This is a genomic window from Rhodococcus sp. IEGM 1306, assembly GCF_036541985.1.
In the GTDB taxonomy this organism is placed as follows: Bacteria; Actinomycetota; Actinomycetes; order Mycobacteriales; family Mycobacteriaceae; genus Rhodococcus_F; species Rhodococcus_F qingshengii.
In genome coordinates this window covers 1,364,265-1,382,315 of sequence record NZ_JAZHFF010000001.1, presented here as the reverse complement: position 1 = coordinate 1,382,315, position 18,051 = coordinate 1,364,265, and the positions used below count along the sequence as shown (strand labels likewise).

The following is an 18,051-nucleotide window of genomic DNA, read 5'->3' as shown; positions in this document are numbered from 1 at the left end:
GCAACCATTCAGACGGAAGAATGAACAATCACCGACGAAAAATACTCACACCACACACAAACCAACCAAACCCCAAGGGGCGGTTGATCATTCGCGGATGCGAAGTACCAAAAAATATTTGGCACTGACATTCATCGACACACTGTTGAGTTCTCAAAGAACACGCACACACCATCACCACGACCCTATGGCCGCCGCTCCGGGGCAACTTTTCCAGCCTATCCCAACCAGGTCACCGGCGCAAACCGGAACCCCGTGAAGAAAAACTGGATTGTGTTCGCCAGGCACTTCGTACAACCTCGTGTCCCTCACCCTCGCAGGTGGGAGTCGGTGTCCGTGTCGCTCTGACCTGGACAAAGTTACGCGAAGATCAACAGAACACCAAATCGCCAGGTCAGAGCACTGACGCCGGTTAACAGGCGATACTTTTCTCGAATTTTTACTTCTCGCGATGACTTTCTGCGCCCACTGCGGTCTGTATGAGCAGGAACCAACAGGAACCGAAGCGTTCAGTAATCAGTCAACCGAGTTCAAGGAGCACCCAATGTCTCGTCTTCTCTTCGTCAACATGCCGGTCAAGGACGTCGTCGCTACCCGTGCATTCTTCAGTGGCCTCGGCTTCGAGTTCAACGACATGTTCAGTGACGAGAACACTGTCTCGATGATCGTCAGCGATTCCGCCACCGTCATGTTCCTGAACGAACCGCGTTTCGGGGACTTCATCGCCGACGACATCTGCGACACGTCGAAAGCTCGTGAAGCACTGATGTGTGTGTCGGCCGACAGCAGGGAGGAAGTCGACACCTTCGTCGACGCGGCGATTGCTGCCGGCGGCAGCAAGTGGATGGAGCCCCAGGATCACGGCTTCATGTACGGACGCGCATTCCGCGACCTCGACAATCACGTCTGGGAGGTCATGTGGATGGACCCGGCTGCGACTGTTCCCCAGCAGTAACGCACAGCAACAGCAGTAACGAGCAGTCGCGCGGGTCCCTCCATACCGGAGGGCTCGCGCAACTCCTTGCCCCTACAACTCGGCAGGGCCCCTACAGCTCGGCAGGCAATCCGAACCGTGCGAACAGACTCAGATCGAAGAAACACGTCACGTGCGAGATCCCGGACTCGGTGACATCGAGAACGTGCAACTGGAAAGCGCGGTGAACACCATCGGGCTCGCGCATGTAGAGGCCGAACGCCGGCTGACCGTTCGCAGCGGTCGGAAGTAGGCGCATCGCTCCTGGTCCGTCGGCCGGGCATTTGGTTCCGATGAGTTGCCCGATTGCCTCGGGGCCCTGGTACCAACCCTCGAACGGAGGCATCTCCCAGATGGCTTCGCGCGTGAACAGTTCGACGATGGCCTCGACGTCGTAGCTCTCGAAGCTGTGCACGTAGTCGCGAAGCAACTTCCGGGCAGCCTCGGTAGTCGGTTCCACGAGATCGTCCTCGGTGGGTCCGATGTGATTGATCTGCGCGCGAGCCCGCTGCAGCAGGCTGTTTACCGCAGTGGTTGTGGTGTCCAGCGCCTCCGCAACTTCCGACGCCTTCCACTGCAGAACGTCACGTAGAACCAGAACCGCACGTTGGCGCGCGGACAAGTGCTGCAAAGCGGCAACAAGCGCGAGCCTGACCGAATCGCGATTGACGACCATGACGGCCGGATCATTGACGTCGCCCAACGCAGAATCGGCGATCGGTTCCAACCAGGCAATCTCGTTGCGCTCGATCAAATCGTCGGCCGGGTCCGAACTAGGTGCGCCGAGGCCGGTCGGGAGGGGACGCCTCGATCTCCCCTCCAGCGCGGTCAGGCAGGTATTCGTCGCGATGCGGTAGAGCCAGGTCCTCAGAGATGACTGGCCCTTGTAACCGTCGAACCCGCGCCAAGCCCGGATGAACGTCTCCTGGACCTGGTCTTCGGCGTCGTGAATCGACCCCATCATGCGATAGCAGTGCGCCAGCAACTCGCGGCGGTACGGATCGGCAAGAGTGAGGAAATCACTGTCCAACGCCTGATCGACTGTCATTTGTTCAGACTAGTGGCCGAGCGCCCGAAACACAGGCGTCGGCGAGAATTCGATCAGGCAGGCGCCTGCACCGCAGTCAACCTGGATCTCTTCCGGAGAACGAACCCCAGTGATTCGTAGAGTCTGATCGCATTCGTATTCGATTGCACTGCATGGAGAAATGGCAGCTCGCCGCGCTCGCGAATCCCGGCAGCGACGGCACGGATCAGCGTCGTACCCAGGCCTCGACCCCGAAAGTCGCTGTCAGTGCACACCGCACTGATTTCCGTCCATCCCGGAGGGTGCAACCGCTCCCCCGCCATGGCAACAAGTCTTCCGTCGACGCGAATGCCGTAGTAACTGCCCATCTCGACGGTACGAGGAAGAAACGGTCCTGGCTTGGTGCGCTCGATCAATGCCAGAATTTCGGGAACGTCGCCCGTTCCGAGAAGTTCGACCGACGGATCAACGGAGACTTCGAGTGCGGATCCGTCCATCTGCACCGAGCCGAACTGATCCACAACGCGCCACCCTTCCGGCGGGCGGTGATCAAATCCTCGCAAACCTACTGTGCCGCCAGGACCTACGAGTGTGAGTAGGTTCTCCCAGTCCTCGGCGTCCAACTCGGGCGGATGACCGACAAACGGCGCGACCGTCGGGTCGTATCGCGCAACTCTCCCTGCCCAGCGAGCGAATTGCGCATGATGTCCGCGAAGTCCTTGTCGCACAGGATCGTCCAGCGGATGGGTGTCGACATCCGTGTCAACTGTCTCGACAAACGACGCCAGGGTCGCCTCCGTGGTCATCGAACCTCTTCCTGCCCTATTTGCCTGTGATGGAGGCGAACGAACCTCCCCGCCCACCTCTATGACAACGCTAGGAACACTTGCTGTCGTAGTCGCCGGATAGAATCAAGTTGATTCTGACCTCGACCTGTATTTCCGGCGTCAATCAGGGCTCGATTGCAGATCTGCACCAGGACATTCGTCGCGACGCCTCACCAACCGGAAGGCTATTTGGCATGAGCAACTCCGACCCGATCAGGTCTGCATTCGACCAGTTGCCCCTGAAGGAGATGGACGCTGCAACGCTGGTCTTCGCCATCGAGAGCGCCGTCGACGAGCTGGCGATCTCGGGTGAAACCCTACGGCTCGCCATGGAGGTCGCGACCCTTGCGCACCTCGATCAGTTCAGAAAGAACGGGATCAAGTCCGACGAGGATCCCTACATCGTTCATCCCCTACGAAATGTATTGCGGCTGCTTCGGTACGGGTGCTCCGATGTCGAGATCCTGAGCGCAACCGCGCTTCACGACACGGTCGAGGACCGACCACACGCCGTCATCGCGCTCCTCGGTGGCCAGACTGCAGACGACATGTCCGCATCCGAAGCGCAGGAACGTGCGTCAACACTCATCGCCTCGCGCTTCGGCCACAGAATCTCCGAACTTGTTGAGGCAGTGACCAATCCAATCGACTACCCATGCGACAACACCACCGCCGGATATCAGGATCACGTCATCCGCGCGATAGCGGATCCCGCGGTATTCCTCGTGAAGTTCAGCGACTTCGTCGACAACGCGGGAAGCGTGAAGTACCTGAGCGAGACCGACAGGCTGAGGCTGGTCACGAAATACGAACCACTCGTGGAGCACTTCAAGCGGACTTCACTTGCTCTCGGCAACGGATTGCACCTCCCTCCCTCAGGACTCGACGCGATTGCAAAGCACATCGCAACCATCGAACGCGATTTCTCGAATACGGTCCGACCGGACATAAAAAATACTCGCCAGTAGTACCGATCAGTAATAATCGAGCAACCCAGAGAATTCTCCGAATATGCGATTTTATTACCAGTGAGTATTCACTTTCTTGCCGATTACATTACCATCGTGATCCGTGTCACAAGTCCGAATTCCATTGCACCGCAATGATTTAACGCCATATGTGTAACCGTGGTTCACGTTGACTAATATTCTTCAATTCGCCCAGGTGACATGAGCGTCGACATACTGCATTCTTAGATAAACCAGGGATTCCCTGGAAGCAGACACAATATGTTGCTGATTCGTGATTGGAGCGGTTCTGAGTCCACGCCTGCAGGGTGGCGCACAAGGCACACAGTGTCTCAGCGCACACAGCGCCTCGGTGCACACAGTGCTTCAGCGCAGGGGACTCGACGAACCGGAAGGGCAATCACTTGCCGACGCGCAACCGGGGGAAACACAGCGCATCGCGGCGTAGTTCACGAACCGGGGAATCCGGGTATGTGGGACACGGTCGGCTCATATCGCAACGTACGTGACGAAGAATCTCATCAAGGACGGTGGCAGTGACAATGTTCAAACGAATCGCAGTGGTCAATCGAGGTGAGGCCGCGGTCCGGCTGATCAGGGCTGTACGCGAACTGAACGCCGAACACGACTACGGCATTCGCGTCATTGCACTGCACACCGAGGCCGAGCGCCGCGCCATGTTCGTCCGCCAGGCCGATGAGGGCGTGACCCTGCGCAGCACCGGCACCGGTAGCCCGTACCTCGACTACGCCGAACTCGAGCGAGCACTGCTCGCAGCCAAGGCCGACGCAGTCTGGGTCGGCTGGGGCTTCGTGGCCGAGGATCCCGCCTTCGCGGAGATCGTCGCGAAACTGGGCATCACGTTCGTCGGCCCGAGCGCCGACGCGATGCGCCTGCTCGGCGACAAGGTTGCCGCCAAGATCCTGGCCGAGAAGGTCGGCGTACCGGTCGCCCCGTGGAGCGGCGGACCGGTCGAAACGCGCGCCGACGCTCGTCGTCATGCTCAGTCCATCGGATATCCCCTGATCATCAAGGCCCGAAGCGGCGGCGGCGGACGCGGTATCCGCAAGGTCTGGGCCGAAGACGAACTCGAAGTTGCACTCGAGCGCACGCAGGGCGAAGCAGAGCGGTCCTTCGGCGACCCCGTCGTCTTCCTCGAACGCCTTGTCACCGATGCACGCCACGTCGAGGTACAGGTCATCGCCGACAACCACGGCAATGTCTGGGCTCCGGGCGTTCGCGACTGCTCGATTCAGCGTCGCAACCAGAAGGTCATCGAAGAATCCGCCTCCCCCGTCCTGACCGAAGAACAGTCGGACCACCTCAAGAAGGTGTCCGCCGAACTGGTCAAGGCAGCCGGATACCAGGGCGCAGGCACGGTCGAATACCTCTACCAGCCCGAGAACAAGCTCTTCACGTTCCTCGAGGTCAACACCCGCCTGCAGGTCGAGCACCCGATCACCGAGGTCACCACCGGAATCGACCTCGTCAAACTGCAGATCCTGGTCGCCAGTGGTGACGAATTGGTCGGTGACTGCCCGCCCGCATTCGGCCACGCCGTCGAAGCCCGCCTCAACGCCGAAGACGCCGACAACGATTTCGCGCCGGCACCCGGCACCGTTCAGCTCCTCAAGTTCCCGCTCGGCTCCGGCATCCGGGTCGACACCGGCATCGCTGCCGGGGACGTCATTCCGCCCGACTACGACTCGATGGTCGCGAAGGTCATCGCGTGGGGCCGCAACCGCTCCGAGGCACTTGCGCGTCTGCGCACTGCCCTTCGTGAAACCACTGTCGTACTCGACGGCGGCACTACCACCAAGTCGTTCCTCCTCGATCTACTCGATCGCGACGAGGTCATCTCGGCATCCGCGGATACCGGCTGGCTCGACCGCACGGGCGCCCTCACCGGCACCACTCGCCGCGCGGACGTCGCGCTGATCGCCACCGCCATCGATGCTTACGACGCCGAGGAGTCCCTCGAGCGTGCGGCCTTCCTCGCCTCGGCACGTGGCGGCCGCCCACGCGCCAATCACGCGATCGGCCGTACCGTCGAGCTCAACTACCAAGGTCAGGCATACAAACTGACCGTCGGGCGTATCGGCCCGCACCGCTACCGCGTCGACGGAGACGCCGGAGACATCGAGGTCGACGTCGATCGTCTCGGTGACTTCGAGTCACGGCTGGTGATCGGTGATCGCCGCTTCCACGTCGTTTCCGTCGTGAGCCCGGCTCGCTATCTCGTCGAGGTCGACGGCATCAGCCACCAGATCAGCCAGGACGACGCCGGCGTAGTCCGCGCGCCGGCTCCCGCCGTAGTGGTAGCAGTACCGGTCGCGGTCGGCGACGACGTCGAAGCCGGATCCACTCTGGTCGTGCTCGAATCCATGAAGATGGAGACCGCGGTTCGCGCTCCGTATGCGGGCAAAGTGCGTGAGGTTCTCGCTACCGTCAACTCCCAGGTCGATGCCGGCGCACCGCTCCTGCGCGTCGACCAGGTCAGTGAGGAAGCTGTCACGGAGAAGGCTCCGCGAGTCCAATTCGATCTTCCCGCAGCAACTTCCGGGTCCGATACCCGCGCAGATGCATTGGCACAGCTGGAAGCACTGACCGCGATGATCAGTGGCTACGACGTCAGCGGCAAGCACGCAAACGCTGTTCTGGCCGAATACGACGCACTTCGCAGCGCACTCGAATCCGAGGACCGCGAACTGGTCCAGGCAGAACTGGCTGTGCTGACCACCTTCGCCGACATCTGCGAACTCTCGCGCAACAAGCCCACCTCGGGCGAGTCCGCGAAGGACGAGTCCGTCCACAGCCCCCGCGAGCACTTCCACACCTTCCTGCACTCACTCGACTCCGAGCGCGAAGGTTTGCCGGCGTCGTTCCGCACGAGACTCGAACGGGCACTTCGCCACTACGACGTCACCGATCTGGAAGATCGCCAGGCCGTCGAGGAAGCGGTGTACCGACTCTTCCTGGCTCTGCAGCGCATGGAAGCCCAGATCCCGGTCATTGCAGCACTTCTCGAAGGCTGGCTCGTCGGCGACAAGGCTCCCGGTTGCTCGGCGCAGGAGCTCAACGAGGTTCTCGATCGACTCATCGTCGCGACGCAGGTCCGCTACCCCGTCATCGGCGACGTCGCCCGCAACCTTCGCTTCCGGTTCTTCGACGAGCCGCGCATCCGCAAAGTTCGCGAAGACGTCTACGACGGAGTACGCGGCAACCTCGCCTACCTCGAAGAGCAGCCGGACGCTGCAGATTTCGACGAGCGAATCGCCAATCTCGTCGCCACTCCCGAACCGCTCCTGGACCTGTTGGGTCGAAAGATCGGCCTCGGCAACCGCGATGGCGGCCCTCTGCTCGAGGTCATCACGCGTCGCTACTACAAGATTCACTCGTTCGAAGACGTCCGCGTTTTCGAGCACGTCGACCGCCGTTTCGTAACCGGTAACTTCGACCTCAAGGGCGACGGGCTGCATCTGGTCTCGACGGTGGCCGAATTCGACGCTCTCGGTACGGCTCTCGACGACGTCGCCACGATCGCGCAGGATGCTCCATCCGGTCGCGGGCTGGTAGTCGACATCTACCTCGACTGGCCTGATCAGCCCGCCGACGGCGACGCGCTCGTCGAGACGCTGCGCACCGAACTCTCGCGCAACGAGACGATCACACGGTCTCGCCGCGCGACGGTGATCATCTGCAACCCGAACGGGGATCCGGTCCGGTGGGTCACCTTCCGCCCCGTCGACGGCGAACTGGTCGAGGACCACATCATCCGCGACATGCATCCGCTCACGGGTCAGCGTCTGGACATGTGGCGCCTGAAGAACTTCAACGGAAAGCGCCTCCCGGCTCCGGAGAACACCTACCTGTTCCACCTCTCGGCCAAGGAGAATCCGAAGGACGAGCGCCTGATCGCTCTGGCCGAAATCCGCGACGTGACACCGCAACTCGACGACGAAGGTCAGATGGTTGCACTCCCGGCCATCGAGCGCACGCTCGCTGCCTGCCTCGACGGTATCCGTCGTGCGCAGTCCCAGCGCGGCGACAAGCGTCGACTGGCAGCCAACCGCGTCGTGCTGTACGTGTGGCCGGTCGCCGACGTTCCCAGCGAACGCTTCTCCGTGATCGCTCAGAACGCAGCCCGACTGACCGTCGGCGCCGGGCTAGAAGAGATCACACTCATCACCCGCCTGAAGGACCGAAAGGGCGGCGCGCCCAAGGAAGTTGCGCTGCGATTCTCCTACCGCGCAGGTGCCGGTGTGGTCATCAACAAGACCACGCCTCCCACTGAACCGCTGCTCCCCCTCGACGCGTACGCCCAGAAGGTCCAGAGTTCGCGGGCACGCGGCACGGTGTACCCGTACGAGCTGATTCCGCTCCTGACCGGCACCAAGGGCACCTTCGTCGAGCACGACTTCGACGAAGCGGGCGTCCTCTCACCTGTCGAGCGTCCGTACGGGCTCAACAAGGCCGGCATCGTCGTCGGCCTCGTGAACACTCCGACGCCGCGCTATCCCGAGGGAATGACCCGTGTCGCGCTCTTCGGTGACCCCACCAAGGCGCTCGGTACCGTGGCCGAGGCCGAATGCTCACGCGTGGTCGCTGCCATCGACCTGGCCGAGAAGTTGAACGCCCCGGTCGAGTGGTTTGCACTGTCCTCGGGTGCCACCATCTCGATGGAGAGCGGCACCGAGAACATGGACTGGGTCTCCCGTGGCCTGCGCCGGATCATCACCTTCACCCAGAACGGCGGTGAAATCAATATCGTCGTCACGGGCATCAACGTCGGCGCTCAGCCCTACTGGAACGCCGAAGCCACCATGTTGATGCACACCAAGGGCATTCTGGTGATGACCCCGGACAGCGCGATGGTGCTGACCGGCAAGCAGTCTCTCGACTACTCCGGTGGTGTGTCGGCCGAGGACAACTTCGGTATCGGTGGTTACGACCGCGTCATGGGCCCCAACGGCCAGGCGCAGTACTGGGCCCCCGACCTCACTGCGGCGTGCGAGATCCTGTTCCGTCACTACGCACACTCGTACCTCGCTCCCGGCGAACGGTTCCCGCGCCGCGCAGCGACGACGGACCCCGTCGATCGCGACGTGCGTAGCTTCCCGCACACCCACCCGTCGAGCGACTTCGAGACGGTCGGCGACATCTTCTCCTCGGCGAAGAACCCGGATCGCAAGAAGCCCTTCGACATTCGCACCGTAATGCGTTCGGTGGTCGACCAGGACCACTCTGTTCTCGAGCGTTGGGCCGACATGGCCGGCGCCGACACCTCGGTCGTTCTGGACGCGCACCTCGCCGGACATCCGGTCACAGTGGTGGGCATCGAATCCCGCGCGATCCCACGTAAGGGGCACTTCCCCGCCGACGGTCCCGACACCTGGACGTCGGGAACGCTGTTCCCGAACTCGTCGAAGAAGACTGCCCGCGCGATCAATGCTGCGAGCGGCAACCGTCCGATCGTGGTGCTGGCCAACCTGTCCGGCTTCGACGGTTCCCCGGAGTCGCTGCGCAACATCCAGCTCGAGTACGGCGCCGAGATCGGCCGCGCCATCGTCAACTTCGACGGACCGATCGTGTTCTGCGTCGTCTCCCGCTACCACGGCGGCGCGTTCGTCGTGTTCTCCGGTGCGCTCAACGACAACATGGAAGTTCTTGCTGTCGAAGGCTCGTTCGCGTCGGTACTCGGCGGCGCCCCCGCCGCCGCAGTGGTCTTCACCCGTGAGGTGAACACCCGCACCAACAACGACCCGAAGGTGCAGCAACTGGAGGCAGACTTGGCAGCAGCCAAGGATGACACGGAGAAAGCACATCTGCGCGTAGAACTGAACGCTCAGCGCATCGCCGTCCGCTCCGACAAGCTCGGCGAAGTGGCATCCGAATTCGAAGCGATCCACAACATCCAGCGGGCCCGAGAGGTCGGCTCGGTGGATGAGATCGTCCCTGCCGCAGAACTGCGTCCGCAGATCATCGCAGCAGTCGAACGCGGCATGAAGCGCGCACTCGCGCAGTAAGTTTCTCCGCACGTCGAGCGGTCCCGCGAAATGCGGGGCCGCTCGATTTGTGTCCAGGCAGCGCCTGCGTCAGACGCCCTCGAGCGCCTCTCCGATCTCTTCGAGGACGTGATTGTGCTGCTCTGTTGCGAGCAGATGCCCCGCTGCAATGGTGACTGCCACGGGCCACTCGATGATCTCGAAGGCGACCATCAGTCCCATCACCGCAAAGTAGGCGATCTGCTCGGGTCTCGGAACAGGGATGGCACCGACGATCGGTAGCTCCAACTCGAAGCTCCGTGCCGAACGGACGGATTCGACTACCGCGCGGTGATCGACGGGGTTCGTGTGGTCGACGGTGTTCTGGGACATGTCACGATTCCTCAGGATTCATCTCGGGTCGCCCGGGAGTTCGGCGACGTGTCACTTCCAGCAGCGACGCTCACAAGCGTGTCCGATTCACCGGTTTCCGCTTCTTTGATTTCCACGTCGCTGATTTCCACGCTGTCGCGGGCGCTGACTCCCCCGGTTCGGGAGGTGTACGCAGTGCTCGTTCGCGTCGGGATCTTGCGAATCGTCGACTGACCGTTCGCGTTCTCCTCAGTTGCGGCAATCCGCTCCAACGCCCGCGGGGCCAGCGCCGCGAGCAGCGTCGCCGCCGACGCGCAGCCCACCGCTTGGCCCCAGGCGATGGGACCGAGCGGCGTGCAACCGAGAAATTGGCTCACCACGGGTGTGCTGACGAGCGTCGCCAGCGCCGCAGCGGATCCGGCAACGGTTGCGACCACCAGCGGACTGCGTGATTCGAGCAGCGTCTGCCCCAGTTGGGTGCCCACCAGGGCAACCAACGCCACCGTCGACGCTCGCCGCCTCCTACCGCTCGCCCGGGCCAGAAGCCACGCTGCCAGCGCACCGATTGCCGTGGCACCGCCGCGGACAGCGATCGTCTGCCACAACGCATGAGCGTCCATCTGTTCGGACTTCTCGGATCCGTTCTCGGACGGGGTGCTCACCGCAAGCGCGGCAGCGGGCAAGGCGTCCGTCATCAGATTGACCAGTAGCAACTGCCTTGCGTTGAGCGGTGATTCGCCGGACAACGCAGAACCGATCAGCGCGAATGCGACTTCGCCCGCGTTGCCTCCGAGCAAAACCCCTACCGCTGATCTGACCCGCCGCCACAATTGACTGCCCTCGTCCAATGCGTCGGTCAGTCCGCCGACACGGCCGTCGAGGAGCACGATGTCTGCGGCGCCGCGCGCCGGATCACTGTCGGTCGACGCCACCCCGATTCCCACGCTGGAAACTCGGATCGCCGCAGCATCGTTCGCGCCGTCACCGACCATGGCGCACACCCGCCCGTCGGTCTCCAACGCTTGCACGATCTCGACCTTCTGCTCGGGTGTCACGCGCGCAAAGACGCTGCTGCCGCGGACCGCATCCCGTCTTTCGGCGCGAGAGAAGTTCTCCCAGTCAGGACCGGTGACAACATCCTCGCGTGCGACGTCCAACCCCAGTTCGGTGGCGACCGCGGCCGCTGTTGTCGGATGATCCCCGGTCAGCACGCGCACTTGCCGTCCGTCGCCTCGAAGTTCTCGAACAAGTTGCGTTGCTTCGGGTCTGAGCGTGTCCGAGAGTCCGAGAAGGCCGACCGCTTCCAACCCCTCGGAGCAACACTGTTCGAGAAATTGCGAGTCTTCGCCTGCGCGTCGCGCGTCGTGTTCCGACAACTCGCGCTGGGCGACGGCAACCACCCGCAGTCCGCGTCCGGCCATGCTTTGAACGTGCTTCGCCGACACAGCATTCGGATCTCGTCCTGCTTCGGTCACGAATTCCGGCGAACCTTTGAGTGCGATCCGCCTGCCGAGCAAAGCTGCCGAGTACGGCCGCCCCGACCTGAACGGAACGAGGTTGTTCGCCTCGACGTCACCAAAAACCGAAGCATCGTCCAGAGCTTGCTGGGCTGCATCGACGACGGCAGCATCCGTCGAATGAAACACGCGATCGTCGCGACTTCCCAAGGCACTGCGCGCCGCAACTTCCAGAATCTCGCTTTCGTCCCAGCCGTCGACGCGTTCGACCGCGGCCACCCGTAGCTTGTTCTCGCTGAGGGTTCCGGTCTTGTCGAAGCAGACCACGTCGACACGACCGAGCGCTTCTATCGATCGTGGCGCACGAACCAACACTCCTGCTGCAGTGAGCCTTCGCGCTGCGGCCTGCTGAGCCAGAGTGGCAACCAGAGGCAGCCCCTCCGGCACGGCAGCCACAGCCACGGCCACACCTCCGGTGACGGCGCGGCGCAGACCGGTACCACGAAGCAGACCCGCGACTGTCACCAACGCCCCACCGCCGATACTGGCCGGCAGGGTCGCCCTCGTGAGTTCGCGAAGTCTGTTGGTCAGGCCCACAGCAGGTCCGGATCGGGACACACCGACATCGGCACGCCTGGTCACCGTTCGGGCTCCGATGGCCGTGACCACGCCACGACCGGATCCGGCAAGCACTGTTGTCCCTGCGTAGGCCATGCACCGTCGCTCGGCCAGTGGCATCCCAGGGGTCGGGTCGGTCTGCTTGTCGACGGGCAGGGACTCTCCCGTCAACGACGACTCGTCGACTTCCAGTGATTCGACGCTCAACAGGCGACAATCTGCGGGCACGATGTCCCCGGACTCGATTGCCACGACGTCACCGAGTTCGAGCGCGTCGGCCGCTGTCTCGACCGTGCCGTCGTTGGTTACTCGCCGAGCTACCGGTTCCTGAGTCCGCAAGAGCCGCTGCACCGCCCGCTCCGAATGAAGCCGTTGAACAGCGGACATCGCGGCATTGCCGACCAAGACCGAGCCGACCAGGACGGCGTCTACCGGTGAACCGAGGACTGCACTGGCAGCGGAGCCGGTCGCCAACACAGGCGTCAGTGGATCCGCCAATTCTGTTCGCAACGCCGACAATCCGTCACGGATCAACCTGAACCGTGCGGGCGCTCGCACACGAGCTTCCGCACGGTGCGGTGTATGTCGGATGGATTCGGATAGTTCGCGAACGACAGCATCACCGTCCATCTCATGCCAGGTATCGCTCGGAGTACCGACAGGGACGGGCGCTTGAATCACAGATCGGGACAGGGTGTATCCGGTCCACAGTCCCGCGGCCGAACCAGCCGTGACCGGCCCCGGCCCTGCCCCTCGAACTCCCGGAAGCATGATCAAGGCACCCAATGCCGAAGAACCTGAGGAGAGTTCGACACCGCGCCTCGTCGCTGTTCGAGCAGCCGGGAGCGCATGGACAACCCGCCACGCCCCGGCCAAGTCGGTGTGGATGTCGGCACTCACGTGCTCGCCACTCGGTGGTGAAATCCCGATGCGTAGCACTGCCTGCCCCGCTATCGCCCTACTCGACACGATCGCAACTGTCCGACCCTCGGCCACCAACGCCGAGAGAGCCTCGCGCAGGCCGGCTTCGGCAGTCGATTGCGCCGGATAGAGCTCGTCGAATCCACTTCGCAGTGATCCGAGCCCGTCGTCGTCGATCGTGACGGCTGCGACCCCGGCCGCACGTATTTCGCCTATCAGTGTTTCCGCCAGACCTTTTCGCACGGGTCGCACGACCACTTCGGCGCCGCCGATGCGGTGCCTTCCCACTCCGACAGTTCCGTCGTTCAGAGCTTTCCTGGCTTGTTCCCACACTGCGACGCGATCCGACTCGGCCACCTCTCGTATGTCGGAAACCCGGAGCGAGTCGTCGAAGAGGACGCTCGGATCGACGAGGACGGTGTCAATACGATCGAGCATGCGTAGAGCCGCAGAGTCCGAAACGGCGGTGTGGTGCGTCCGACACAGACCGTATGACACACCAGCAGCGAATGATTCGCGCGACATCCGAAGCGGCCGCGGCGCCGAAACCTTGATACTCGTCGCGACGGTGTCACCGCCGGCGGACACGGTAGCCAGTGCAGCCCCGGCCACCAACTGAACCCCTGCGATCCTGTCTGCGTAACGCTCACCTGAGCCACTCGGTTCAGGCCTCACGGAAGAACCGCGACCGCCAGGTTCGAGTGGCCCCACACGCCGAGAGCTTCGCGCCGCCAGAGTTTCGCGCAGCAGCATCGTCCGCAGCCAGAAATCCACGCCCAATGACGCAGGCGCATAGGTCAGAACATCCGCGAACGACGTCGCCGACTCCAATGCGAAGTCGGTGAGCGAACGGCCAAGGCTCTGTTCGATCCGCCGACGCACCCGGGGTTGATAATTGATCGCCGACGCGGCCGCCGAGACATAGGCGGAACCTGGGATTCGCGGGGCACCGAATATCGATCCCGCTGCTGCAGGAATCATCCCCACACCCGCCAACGCGAGGGTGCCGGTCCGCAACGCCACGTCACTGACAGCGGTTCGCGGAATCGTCGAACCACCCACCAACGCGAGTCCCGACAACGCCAGACGCGGCGGCAAAGTTGCCACCGACACCGCACGCCGGGCCATCGCTGAGAACATCAGTGAGTGGATCGAGTGTGCGAAGAACTGTGAGTTCGATCCTGTGACCGGCCGGCCGCCTTGTGGGAGTTTCCGCTCGATTCCTTCTTTACCTGTTCCGGCTTGCTCGTGCGGCCAACCGCCTTGACCTGGCGATCCGGCCGACCGCTCTTGCGATCCCATTCGTGGAGTACCAGGGCCGTGCCGCCGACTGCCAAGAGCACCGGCCATTCCACCAATCCCGCCGCACCCACGGCCGCCATCGTGAGAACCGCCGTCGGCGTCGAGGAACTACCCGCACGAATTCCGTCTCGGACACCCTCCGCCGATCCACGTATCCCGCCCGTCACTCCACCGATCACTCCACCGCCGACGGCTCCGGCCACCGTCGTCGTTGCGTCTGCCACCCCACGAACGACGCGGGTCGCTTCGTCCACAATCATCATCGGACGCTCCTATCAGCAGTCCATCGAAGAATTCAGTATTTGAGGCCATACCCAACGCTGACGGCGGCAATCACGATCCGATACATTTTTCGGCGAACCTGGCGAGGGCGCGCCATCGCCAGCGCCGTGAGAGGGTACGGTGCGGGATGCAGCGACCACCTTCATCGACGGGAGTTCCACACAGTGGCGATCATCGGAAATTCGGATCTCGACATCTTCCGACTCAGCTTGGGCGGCAACCCTTTCGGATGGACCGCGGACGAGAAGACGTCCTTCGAGATCCTCGACTCGTTCGCCGAAGCCGGTGCAAATTTCATCGACACCTCCGACTCGTACACGGCGTCGGCTCCCGGCAATTCCGGTGGGGAATCCGAAACGATCATCGGGAAATGGATCACCGATCGGGGACTGCAGAACGACATCGTCGTCGCCACCAAGGTGGGTAGCCATCCCGATTTCAAGGGCCTGAAGGCCGACAACATCGCGGCCGCAGCTGAGGCGTCGCTGCAGCGCCTGCAGACGGACTGCATCGATCTGTACTACGCGCATTTCGACGACCCGCAGACTCCGCTCGAGGAAACTCTCGAAGCCTTCAATGCGTTGGTCGTCGCGGGCAAGGTTCGCTATCTCGGAATCTCCAACTACAGCCCCGATCGCGTCCGGGAGTGGCTGCGAATCACCGAAGAGAACGGTTACGCCGCGCCGATCGCCCTGCAACCGCACTACAACCTGGTTCACCGCAAGTCGTACGAACCCGAACTTGCCCAGATCGCCACCGACAACAACATCAGCGTCTTCCCGTACTTCGCTCTCGCTTCCGGCTTCCTGACCGGAAAATACAAGACCCGCGCGGATATCGAAGGCAGCTCCCGCGAACGACTGACCGCCGGATACTTCAGCGACGCCGGACTCGACGTCGTCGCGGAACTGGCGACAATCGCGCAGGCACACGACAGCGAGATCTCGACCGTCGCGCTGGCCTGGCTGCTGACTCGACCGGGCATCACCGCACCGATCGCGAGCGTCAGCCGGCCCGAGCAGCTCCCGGCGCTACTGGACGCCCCGAATCTGGTGCTCTCGTCGAACGAACTGGACACTCTCGAACGGGTGTCGGCGGCAGTCGGAGCCTGAGATCAGGCAGTTTTGAGATGAGCGCCGAGGGCCGTGTTGTTGATCGTCCAGAACGACCAACCGTCATGGCTCTCGGTGTCGCCTGAGATGTGACCGGTGACAGCATTTGCGGCCGCGGTCGGATCTGGGAATCGGCGGCCTTCCATCGGTCCACGCATGATCTCGACGACCTCGGTGGTTTCGTCGAAGCGCCCGACCCAGCGATATCCGTGGCAATCGGCTGTCATCTCGAGGCGATTGTCGACGACTTCGATCTCCTCGACACCGCTGGCGCGACGCTTCTTCGCGGCGACCGGCGACGTCTTACGCTTGGTCGCAACCGGGGTCTCGACGTAAATGCTCGGATCCTTGACCGCGGCTAAGCCCAGCGCATCCCAACGATCGTGACCGTGCACGACGCGCCCACGCGGAATCGCGTGATGGCCGGTGCGATTGCGTCCGGGGCTGTCCATGATCCACAGGTCGACCTCGGCGCGGATGTCGTCGGCGACCTCGTTGGAGGGCAACATGTAGAACTCGTGCGGATCTGCTGCCAGGTCGACGAACACCCAGAACTCGGAGCGGGTGTCGTCACTCTCGAGCGACTCGTCCTGACGCCTGGCCTGCCAGTCACCGTCGAGCTTGGACCGCACGCGGACGATTCGGCTGACACCGTCAGCGCCCGTCACCTCGACGGGATTACGACGTGAGTGCGTGAGACGGACAGCCTTGCCCCCACGCTGCGTAGCTTCGGAAATGAACGCATTGATGCCGCGGCTTGCGGTGTCTTCCATGATCGACCTGTCTCGAGCGGGTACGCCCGCATCACCGGATCGGCATCGGGGTCGAGCATTGAGCGAAATCCCGGCCTTTACTTCGATCGTGTGGCCGGTCAGTACCCCCGACCTTACAGCTCCGGCGACGGCCTGACTACGGCGCCCGACGCTCGTTCCCAGAGGTCAGCAGTGCAATGTCCCCGTAAAGCGCCGCCCGGTGAGCGAACATCAGCTCTTCCACACCGTCGAATTGATCCCCGACGTAGTGCGTGTTTGCAGCCGAAAGTTCACGTGAGCCGGAGCGCGCAAGTAGGTCGTCGATCCGGCTGTCGAGGCTCGCTGCATGCGCAACCGCGCGCTGCGAACTCAACTGATCCTCGGCCCGTGCGACCAGGTCACCGATCCGCGCGAGGGCCGCCACGCGCTCGACCAGCTGGTCCCAGACCGCGCCGAGCGCTTCCCTGCGCGAAGCGATTCCGGCTCGGGTTCCCTCGTCGCGTGCCAGTGTTTCCGCGTCGTCCAACTCCGCAAGAATCGAACGCAGCGCGACGGTGTCGACCGCGATCTGGGTGATCTCGTCGGCCAGGTCGAGTTGGTTGCGTTGAATGACGAAGTGGTCGGAATGCCACGCGCTGGAGCTTTCGATCCGGTCGAACAGATTCCCGGCGAGGTAAAGCAAGGCGTCGTACTCACCGGCGCGTCCCTCGGGTTCTGAATCGACCAGTCCGTCGAGGACTTCCGCGATGCGCCTTCCGGCATCGGCGATGACACCGGTTCCCTGGACCTTCCCGAACTGGGCGGCAAGTTTGTCGAGTGCTGCGTTTCCACTGCTGGCCACGACACCGAGCCCCACCGGCAGCTTGGCTGGAACCGGTGTACGGGTGAGCCCGGCAAAGAGAGCCTCGCGTTGCTCGACGTCGAGATGCAGGCCGTCGCGCCGGTCCTTGCGGATGGCACGGACACTGCTCGCGAAGTGACGATTGGAATGCACGATCGCCGATCGCATCGACTGAACGCGCTTGTCGAGCGCCTGCACCCGTCGTTCGAGGACAACCTGAACAGGGCCGATGCGAGTCGCGAGCAGTCGACGTCTGGTGCGGGCCAGCTCGTCGGTGAGATACCGCAACTCCGAGAAGCCGCCGATCTCCGGGAACGAACGTCCGACACTGCGCCGGTTCGCCAGGATCGATCGCGTCGACTCGTCCCCATACCCCCCGGCAATCAGCAGCGCGACATCATCGGACAACTCCGGCCGGTTCGACTCGACAGTTCCCGCCGCACACCACTCCCTCACTCGGGTGGAGATGAGCGTTCGCCGTTCGGTCACCGATGCCACGACAAAGACGTCGTCAGTTCCGTCTCTCATCTCACGGCCATCCGTCATCTCACGCCTCCTGCTGGGTGCCGGTTACCACTGTTCCAGAATCTGCCGACACGCGCCCGACCCCTGCGA

The 18,051-nt window shown here is 63.0% G+C and carries 11 protein-coding genes; 4 read left to right on the top strand and 7 right to left on the bottom strand.

The features are described from left to right. Positions 1 to 544: 544 nt before the first annotated feature. On the top strand, positions 545 to 955 hold the full coding sequence (locus tag V3587_RS06740; protein WP_042923411.1) for a VOC family protein: 411 nt from the start codon (positions 545 to 547) through the stop codon (positions 953 to 955). 91 nt (positions 956 to 1,046) lie between these two features. On the opposite strand, the gene V3587_RS06735 is transcribed toward V3587_RS06740, so the two are convergent. Both V3587_RS06735 and V3587_RS06730 read right to left on the bottom strand, forming a co-directional pair. Continuing rightward, positions 1,047 to 2,021, bottom strand: coding sequence for a sigma-70 family RNA polymerase sigma factor (locus V3587_RS06735; protein ID WP_003945115.1), 975 nt, complete (start codon positions 2,019 to 2,021; stop codon positions 1,047 to 1,049). Positions 2,022 to 2,074: 53 nt separating this feature from the next. After that, positions 2,075 to 2,806 carry a GNAT family N-acetyltransferase gene (locus V3587_RS06730; RefSeq protein WP_003945124.1) on the bottom strand — a complete coding sequence of 244 codons (732 nt, stop codon included), beginning with the start codon at positions 2,804 to 2,806 and terminating at the stop codon, positions 2,075 to 2,077. Positions 2,807 to 3,021: 215 nt separating this feature from the next. On the opposite strand from V3587_RS06730, the gene V3587_RS06725 reads away from it, so the two are divergent. Both V3587_RS06725 and V3587_RS06720 read left to right on the top strand, forming a co-directional pair. Then, entirely contained in the window at positions 3,022 to 3,795 is a 774-nt protein-coding gene (locus V3587_RS06725; RefSeq protein WP_223304680.1) for a hypothetical protein, read from the top strand. A gap of 542 nt (positions 3,796 to 4,337) precedes the next feature. After that, a complete protein-coding gene (locus V3587_RS06720) occupies positions 4,338 to 9,821 on the top strand; it encodes an ATP-binding protein (RefSeq protein ID WP_215516109.1) in 5,484 nt (1,827 codons plus the stop codon). A 69-nt stretch (positions 9,822 to 9,890) separates the two neighbouring features. Here the strand turns inward: V3587_RS06720 and V3587_RS06715 are convergent, their stop codons facing one another. The 3 genes from V3587_RS06715 to V3587_RS06705 are packed head-to-tail and all read right to left on the bottom strand — an operon-like array spanning position 9,891 to position 14,712. After that, a complete protein-coding gene (locus V3587_RS06715) occupies positions 9,891 to 10,172 on the bottom strand; it encodes a hypothetical protein (RefSeq protein WP_030536904.1) in 282 nt (93 codons plus the stop codon). Between the two features lie 11 nt (positions 10,173 to 10,183). Beyond that, the gene (locus tag V3587_RS06710) at positions 10,184 to 14,287 is read right to left on the bottom strand and encodes a cation-translocating P-type ATPase (protein ID WP_283376233.1); all 4,104 of its coding nucleotides are present in this window, start codon (positions 14,285 to 14,287) and stop codon (positions 10,184 to 10,186) included. Continuing rightward, positions 14,287 to 14,712 carry a hypothetical protein gene (locus V3587_RS06705; protein WP_030536906.1) on the bottom strand — a complete coding sequence of 142 codons (426 nt, stop codon included), beginning with the start codon at positions 14,710 to 14,712 and terminating at the stop codon, positions 14,287 to 14,289. The genes V3587_RS06710 and V3587_RS06705 overlap by 1 nt, the downstream gene beginning before the upstream one ends. 183 nt (positions 14,713 to 14,895) lie before the next feature. On the opposite strand from V3587_RS06705, the gene V3587_RS06700 reads away from it, so the two are divergent. Next, the gene (locus V3587_RS06700; RefSeq protein ID WP_007732210.1) at positions 14,896 to 15,843 is read left to right on the top strand and encodes an aldo/keto reductase; all 948 of its coding nucleotides are present in this window, start codon (positions 14,896 to 14,898) and stop codon (positions 15,841 to 15,843) included. Between the two features lie 2 nt (positions 15,844 to 15,845). Here V3587_RS06700 and V3587_RS06695 read toward each other — a convergent pair whose 3' ends face one another. Next, positions 15,846 to 16,616, bottom strand: a complete 771-nt coding sequence (locus V3587_RS06695; protein ID WP_003945109.1) for a hypothetical protein — start codon at positions 16,614 to 16,616, stop codon at positions 15,846 to 15,848. A gap of 136 nt (positions 16,617 to 16,752) precedes the next feature. Then, complete coding sequence (locus V3587_RS06690; RefSeq protein ID WP_065351180.1) at positions 16,753 to 17,982, bottom strand: hypothetical protein; 1,230 nt, start codon at positions 17,980 to 17,982, stop codon at positions 16,753 to 16,755. Positions 17,983 to 18,051: the final 69 nt, after the last annotated feature.